The sequence below is a fragment of the Nonomuraea antri genome (assembly GCF_013283785.1).
GTDB lineage: Bacteria > Actinomycetota > Actinomycetes > Streptosporangiales > Streptosporangiaceae > Nonomuraea > Nonomuraea antri.
The window spans coordinates 1-6,246 of the sequence record NZ_JABCPZ010000372.1 but is presented as its reverse complement, the minus strand read 5'-3'; the positions used below and the strand labels follow the sequence as shown (position 1 = coordinate 6,246).

At 69.2% G+C, this 6,246-nt stretch carries 6 protein-coding genes; 4 read left to right on the top strand and 2 right to left on the bottom strand.

Annotation, left to right across the window (positions count from 1 at the left end):
- Positions 1–3: 3 nt before the first annotated feature.
- Positions 4–1,050, bottom strand: a complete 1,047-nt coding sequence (gene trpD / locus HII36_RS52440; protein ID WP_173530896.1) for an anthranilate phosphoribosyltransferase — start codon at positions 1,048–1,050, stop codon at positions 4–6.
- Positions 1,051–1,058: 8 nt separating this feature from the next.
- Positions 1,059–1,457, bottom strand: a complete 399-nt coding sequence (locus tag HII36_RS52435; RefSeq protein ID WP_173530897.1) for a hypothetical protein — start codon at positions 1,455–1,457, stop codon at positions 1,059–1,061.
- Positions 1,458–1,676: 219 nt separating this feature from the next.
- Here HII36_RS52435 and ctaE point away from each other — a divergent pair, with 219 nt between their 5' ends.
- The 4 genes from ctaE to qcrB all read left to right on the top strand — a co-directional run bounded on the left by ctaE (position 1,677) and on the right by qcrB (position 5,927).
- Positions 1,677–2,333, top strand: coding sequence for an aa3-type cytochrome oxidase subunit III (gene ctaE, locus HII36_RS52430; protein WP_173530895.1), 657 nt, complete (start codon positions 1,677–1,679; stop codon positions 2,331–2,333).
- A gap of 77 nt (positions 2,334–2,410) precedes the next feature.
- On the top strand, positions 2,411–3,157 hold the full coding sequence (gene qcrC / locus HII36_RS52425) for a cytochrome bc1 complex diheme cytochrome c subunit (RefSeq protein ID WP_236005091.1): 747 nt from the start codon (positions 2,411–2,413) through the stop codon (positions 3,155–3,157).
- Positions 3,154–4,272: a cytochrome bc1 complex Rieske iron-sulfur subunit gene (gene qcrA, locus HII36_RS52420; protein WP_173530893.1), complete on the top strand. Its 1,119-nt coding sequence runs from the start codon at positions 3,154–3,156 to the stop codon at positions 4,270–4,272. The genes qcrC and qcrA overlap by 4 nt, the downstream gene beginning before the upstream one ends.
- Positions 4,269–5,927, top strand: a complete 1,659-nt coding sequence (gene qcrB / locus HII36_RS52415) for a cytochrome bc1 complex cytochrome b subunit (protein WP_173530892.1) — start codon at positions 4,269–4,271, stop codon at positions 5,925–5,927. The genes qcrA and qcrB overlap by 4 nt, the downstream gene beginning before the upstream one ends.
- Positions 5,928–6,246 lie beyond the last annotated feature (319 nt).

Here is a 6,246-nt window from a genome sequence, read left to right as displayed (position 1 = left end):
GGGTCAGGCGGGGCGGAAGGAGCCGCTGACCTCGATCCAGCGGTCGAGCGTGGCGGCGGCGCCGCCTGAGTCGACGGCCTGCACCGCGCGGGCGTAGCCGTCGATCATGGCCGAGTCGAGGTCGTCGCCGGGGCCGTTCAGCGCCACCAGCGCGGCGGCCGCGTTGAGCAGTACCGCGTCGCGCACCGGGCCGGTCTTGCCGCGCACCAGGTCGTGCACCGCCTGGGCGTTGAAGGCCACGTCGCCGCCGCGCAGCGCGCCCACGTCGGCGCGCGGGATGCCCAGCACGGCGGGGTCGAAGACGGTCTGCGTGGCCGTGCCGTCCTTGACCACCCAGACGGTGGAGGTGCCGGCGATGGTCAGCTCGTCGAGGCCGTCGTCGCCGCGGAAGACCAGCGCCGACACGCCGCGCTCGGCGAAGACGCCGGCCAGGACCGGGAGCATGCGCTGGTCGTAGACGCCGATGGCCTGCGCGGCCGGGCGGGCCGGGTTGGTCAGCGGGCCGAGGAAGTTGAAGACCGTCGGCACGCCGATCTCCTTGCGCGTGGGACCGGCGAAGCGCAGCGCGGGGTGGTAGACGGGAGCGAAGCAGAAGGCGATGCCGGCCTCGCGGGCCACCCGCGCGGTCTGCTCGGGCGTGAGGTCGAGGCGGATGCCCAGGTGCTCCAGGACGTCGGCGGCGCCGCACGAGGACGACGCGGCCCGGTTGCCGTGCTTGACCACGCGGGCCCCGGCGGCCGCGGCCACGATCGCGGCCATGGTGGAGACGTTCACCGTGTGGGCGCGGTCGCCGCCGGTGCCCACCACGTCGACCACGGGACCCTCCACGCTCAGCGGCGTGGCCAGGTCGAGCATCGTGCGGGCCAGGCCCACCACCTCGGCCACCGTCTCGCCCTTCGCGCGCAGCGCGATCACGAATCCGGCGATCTGGGACGGCGTGGCGGAGCCGGACATGATCTCCCGCATCGCCCAGGCCGACTCGTCCGATGTGAGGTGCTCTCCGGAAAGGAGGGCGGAAAGCAGGGCAGGCCAGGTCGTCCGGGAGTCCATGGGGGTACCTACTTGGCGTTGAGTCGGGTCGAGGAGCGGCGGCGCATCAGGTCGGCGACCGTGTCGGCGACGACCATCGGCTCCAGCGGCTGGGGGATCACGGCGTCGGCCCTGGACCAGTCGGCGAGCCAGCGGTCGTCGCGCCTGGCGATGATCAGGGCGATCGGCGGGCAGTCGTAGACCTCGTCCTTGGCCTGGCGGGAGACGCCCATGCCGCCGGCGGGCTGGGTCTCGCCGTCGAGGACGGCCACGTCGATCTCGCCCGAGCCCAGCCACTGGTGAACCTTGGGCTCGGTGGCGCACTCCACGATCTCGACGAAGGGCACGTCGGCCGCGGGGCGGCGGCCGATGGCCTGCCTGACCTCGTCGCGGGTGGCGGCGTCGTCGCTGTAGACGAGGACCCTCATCGTGTCGTCGGTGCTCCCGGTGGATGTCACGGTCGCGCTCACTATCAGTCGTAGCGGTATGGTCACCTGGGATCGTACCGGTGCACCGGCATGCAATCCCAGGCCGCCCGTCAGAGAGGGGCGGGTAGGGGTGATTTGCACCAATTATCCCAGGTTGGTGGCCGGTTTGTTCCCGCTAACGGGGGGTCGTGCGCGGGACCGGCCACTGGAACCGCAATAATGCTGCCCGTGGCGACAGCATCCGCAATAACTTCGACGACGACAGCACAGTCGTACCGCAGACCCAACCTGGTCAGCGTCGGGACGATCGTCTGGCTGTCCTCTGAGCTCATGTTCTTCGCGGCGCTGTTCGCGATGTACTTCACCATCCGGTCGGTGAGCGTCGGCAAGGGCCTCGAATGGGGCCCCGCGCTACTCCAAGCGGGCGCCACGCCCGCGGAGGGGGTCGCTCACCTGAACATCCCGTTCGCGACGGTCAACACGATCATCCTGGTTCTGTCGAGTGTGACGTGCCAGCTGGGCGTGTGGGCCGCAGAGAAGGGACAGGTCGGCAAGCTCCGGTTCTGGTACATCGTCAGCTTCCTCATGGGCGCGGTCTTCGTCGCGGGGCAGCTGTACGAGTACGCGGAACTGGCGGCTGAGGGCGCGACCCTGTCCGCTAACGCTTACACCTCGGTGTTCTACCTGACGACGGGCTTCCACGGCCTGCACGTCACCGGTGGCCTGATCGCGTTCCTGTTCATGCTGGGACGCACGTACGCCGCGAAGCGCTTCACGCATGAGCAGGCCACCAGCGCGATCGTCGTGTCCTACTACTGGCACTTCGTTGACGTCGTCTGGATCGGTCTTTTCGCGACCATCTACATCATTCGTTAAGGAACGGGATCTCTGTGGTTAGGATCACCGCTTGGCGGCGGCATCCCCTCGCGAGATACGCCGTCCTGATTTTGGCGTTGGCGCTGGTCGGGATGGCATACACCGTATTCGTCCAGGCCAACAGGCCGGCCGACGCGGCGCTCGCGGCAGGCAAGGCAGACCCCGTGGCCGAGGGCAAGAGCTTGTTCGTTCAGCACTGCTCGAGCTGCCACGGCATGAACGCGCAGGGCACCAACACGGCTCCGACGCTGGTGGGCGTCGGCGCCGCGGCCGTCGACTTCCAGATGAGCACCGGCCGCATGCCCGCCGCCAACCCCGGCGCGCAGGCCCCGCGCAAGCCGGTGGCGCTCTGGGTCACCCCGGAGAAGATCAGCAACATCAGCGCCTACGTGCAGTCGCTCGGCGGCGGCCCGCAGGTGCCGACGAAGGACCAGGTCGACCCCGCCAAGGGTGACGCCGGCCGCGGCGGTGAGCTGTTCCGCGCCAACTGCATCCAGTGCCACAACTGGTCGGGTGCCGGCGGTGCGCTCACGCGGGGCAAGTACGCGCCCAACCTGAACGAGGCCACTCCCGAGCAGATCTACGAGGCGATGATCACCGGCCCGCAGGCCATGCCGGTCTTCAACGACTCCACGATCAAGCCCGAAGAGAAGCGCGACATGATCCGCTACATCACCGAGGTCCGCGCGCAGAAGGACCCCGGAGGTTTCGGCCTCGGGCGCATTGGCCCGGTCACCGAAGGTCTCGTAGCGTGGGTGGTGGGCATCAGCGCCCTCGCCCTGGCCGCCATCTGGATCACCGCGAAGAAGCGACAGAAGTCATGACAGACAACGAGCATGAGATCGAGCAGCCGGACGAACGCGTTCCCAAGCGCGTCATCGGCACCCCCCCGCCGGGCACCTCGATGCTCGGTGCGACCGAACACGGCGCGGACGCCGAGCGCGACGTCCCCGGCGTGACGCTCCAGGACGAGGCCAAGGCCCGCAAGGCGGAGAAGATCGTGGCCCTGTGCTTCACGATCACCTTCCTGGCGGGCATCGCGTTCCTCATCTCCTACGTGTACTTCCAGGTGGGCAGCCCCGAGGCGACCGGCCTGTCGAACCTCGCGCTGGGCGGCACCCTGACCCTGGCGGTGCTCGGCCTGGCCATCGGCATCGTGGTCTGGGTCCGCCAGATCATGCCGAAGTACTCGCTGGTGCAGGAGCGCCACGAGATGGCCTCGGCCGCCGACGACCGCGAGGTCGTCGCCGACACGTTCGTGCAGGGCGCCAACGAGAGCGGCTTCGTCAAGCGCAAGCTGCTGCGCCGCACCCTGCTGCTGGCGTCCGCGCCGCTCGGCCTGGTGCCGCTGGTGCTGCTGCGCGACCTCGACAACAACAAGATGCCGGGCGCGAGGTTCCACAAGGAGCTGCGCCACACGGTCTGGGGTGAGAAGACCAAGGAGGGCAAGCCGCTGCGGCTCGTCGTCGAGGGCACCGGCGAGCCGATCAGGGCCGCCGACTTCAACTCGCCCGGCGGCATCCTGTCGGTGGTCCCCGAGGGCTACGAGCACGACCTGACCGCGCTGGCCAAGGCCACGCTGATCCTGATCAAGTTCCGTCCGGAAGAGATCAAGAGCGGCGTGCGCCAGAACTGGACGCACGACGGCATCGTCGCCTACTCCAAGATCTGCACCCACGTGGGTTGTCCCGCCGCTCTGTACGAGCAGACCACCCACCACATCCTCTGCCCGTGCCACCAGTCGACGTTCGACGCCGCCGACGGCGCGAAGGTCATCTTCGGCCCGGCCGCCCGGCCGCTGCCGCAGCTGCCGATCGCCGTCGACTCCGAGGGCTACCTCATCGCGCAGGGCGACTTCAACGTGCCGGTCGGCCCCAGCTACTGGGAACGCGGCGACGCCGAGCGCGCGGCCAGGGAGAAGGAAGGAGGCCAGGCATGAGTGAGCTGAACACGGTGCCGAAGGCCATCGCCGGGCCGTCGAACTATCTCGACCAGCGGCTGGGCGGGGCCGCCTTCCTCAAGCGCAACCTGCGCAAGATCTTCCCCGACCACTGGTCGTTCCTGCTGGGTGAGATCGCGCTCTACTCGTTCATCATCCTGCTGCTGACCGGTACGTTCCTGACGTTCTGGTTCAAGCCGAGCATGCACGAGATCGTCTACGACGGCTCGTACGCGCCGCTCAAGGGCGTGATGATGTCCCAGGCCTACGCGTCGTCGCTGGAGATCAGCTTCGACGTCCGTGGTGGTCTGCTCATGCGGCAGATGCACCACTGGGCGGCCCTGCTGTTCGTGGCCGGCATGACGGTGCACATGCTCCGGGTGTTCTTCACCGGCGCCTACCGCAAGCCGCGCGAGCTCAACTGGATCATCGGCGTGCTGCTGCTGACGCTGGCGCTGGCCGAGGGTCTGACCGGTTACTCCCTGCCCGACGACCTGCTCTCCGGCGCCGGTCTGCGGATCACCGAGGGTGTGGCCATCTCGCTGCCGCTGGTCGGCACGTACATCACGTTCTTCCTGTTCGGCGGGGAGTATCCGGGTGACGATGTCATCTCCCGGTTCTACTCGCTGCACATCCTGCTCATCCCGGGCATCCTGCTGGCGCTCATCTCCGCCCACATGGTGCTCATGTGGGTGCAGAAGCACACCCAGATGCCGGGCAAGGGCCGCAGCAACGAGAACGTGGTGGGCGCGCCGTTCTACCCGGCCTTCATGGCCAAGGCGGGCGCGTACTTCCTGTTCACGCTGGCCGTGATCAGCGGGCTCGGCACGTTCGCCCAGATCAACCCGATCTGGCTGTTCGGGCCGTACACGCCGGCCGACATCTCGGCCGGTTCACAGCCCGACTGGTACATGGGCTTCCTCGAAGGCTCGCTGCGCATCATGCCGCCGTGGGAGATCAACCTCTTCGGCACCGCCGAAGCGGGCACGCTGCCACTGAGCGTGATCATCCCGGCGCTGGTGCCGATGGGCATCATCATGACCGGCCTGGCGCTGTACCCGTTCCTGGAACAGTGGGTCACGGGCGACCGTCGCGAACACCACGTCGTCGACCGTCCGCGCAACAACCCGCACCGCACCTCGATCGGCATGGCGGCCATCACGTTCTACGGCGTGCTGTGGCTGATGGGCGCCAACGACGAGCTGGCGGCCAACTTCCAGGTCAGCCTCAACGCGACCACGTACGTCGGCCGCGTCGCGGTGCTGGTCGGGCCGGTGCTGGCCTACATCATCACCTACCGGATCTGCCTCGGCCTGCAGCGTTCCGACGCCGCCGTCATCGGCCACGGCGTGGAGTCCGGCGTGATCAAGCGCCTGCCGCACGGTGAGTTCATCGAGGTCCACACGCCGCCGGCGGACGACATCGAGGCCCACATGCGCGGCAAGCGCGCGGTGCCGATGCTCCCGGTCGACCAGGACGCCTCCGGCATCCCGCCCAAGGGCATGCGCGGCCCGCTCGGCAAGCTGCGCGGGCGCATGTCCAAGGCGTACGGCGGGGAGAAGATCCCGCTGGACGACGGGCACGGGCATGGGCACGACGACGAGCACGCCGCCATCGGCAGCGGTGACGACGGCGATCGCAGCCTGACGCACTGACCTGCCGCGCCACACACGCCACGGGCCCGGACGACACCTCGTCGTCCGGGCCCGTCGGCGTTCCGGGACCTGGGGCCGGGGTTACGGACTCCGGCCCCACCGGGGTTCTCCAGGCGCCGGGTCGGCGGGGTGTGGTGTGGAGGAGGTCGGCGCGGGTCAGCGGCGCTTGGCCATCGGGGTGTCCCAGCAGGTGATGGGAGGGGTGTGCTGCGGCGCGGGTGGTGCGCAGGGCTCCGGGATCGGTGGGGGCTCTCGGGTGCGGTGCGGGCACGCCCACGGGGTTCTCCGGGCGCCGGGTCGGTGGGGTGTGGTGCGGTGG

Bases quoted from the DNA above. Each gene is read 5' to 3' on its own strand.
- qcrB (WP_173530892.1), top strand. From the start codon at position 4,269: ATGAGTGAGCTGAACACGGTGCCGAAGGCCATCGCCGGGCCGTCGAAC.
- qcrA (WP_173530893.1), top strand. From the start codon at position 3,154: ATGACAGACAACGAGCATGAGATCGAGCAGCCGGACGAACGCGTTCCC.
- ctaE (WP_173530895.1), top strand. From the start codon at position 1,677: ATGCTGCCCGTGGCGACAGCATCCGCAATAACTTCGACGACGACAGCA.
- HII36_RS52435 (WP_173530897.1), bottom strand. From the start codon at position 1,457: ATGAGGGTCCTCGTCTACAGCGACGACGCCGCCACCCGCGACGAGGTC.
- trpD (WP_173530896.1), bottom strand. From the start codon at position 1,050: ATGGACTCCCGGACGACCTGGCCTGCCCTGCTTTCCGCCCTCCTTTCC.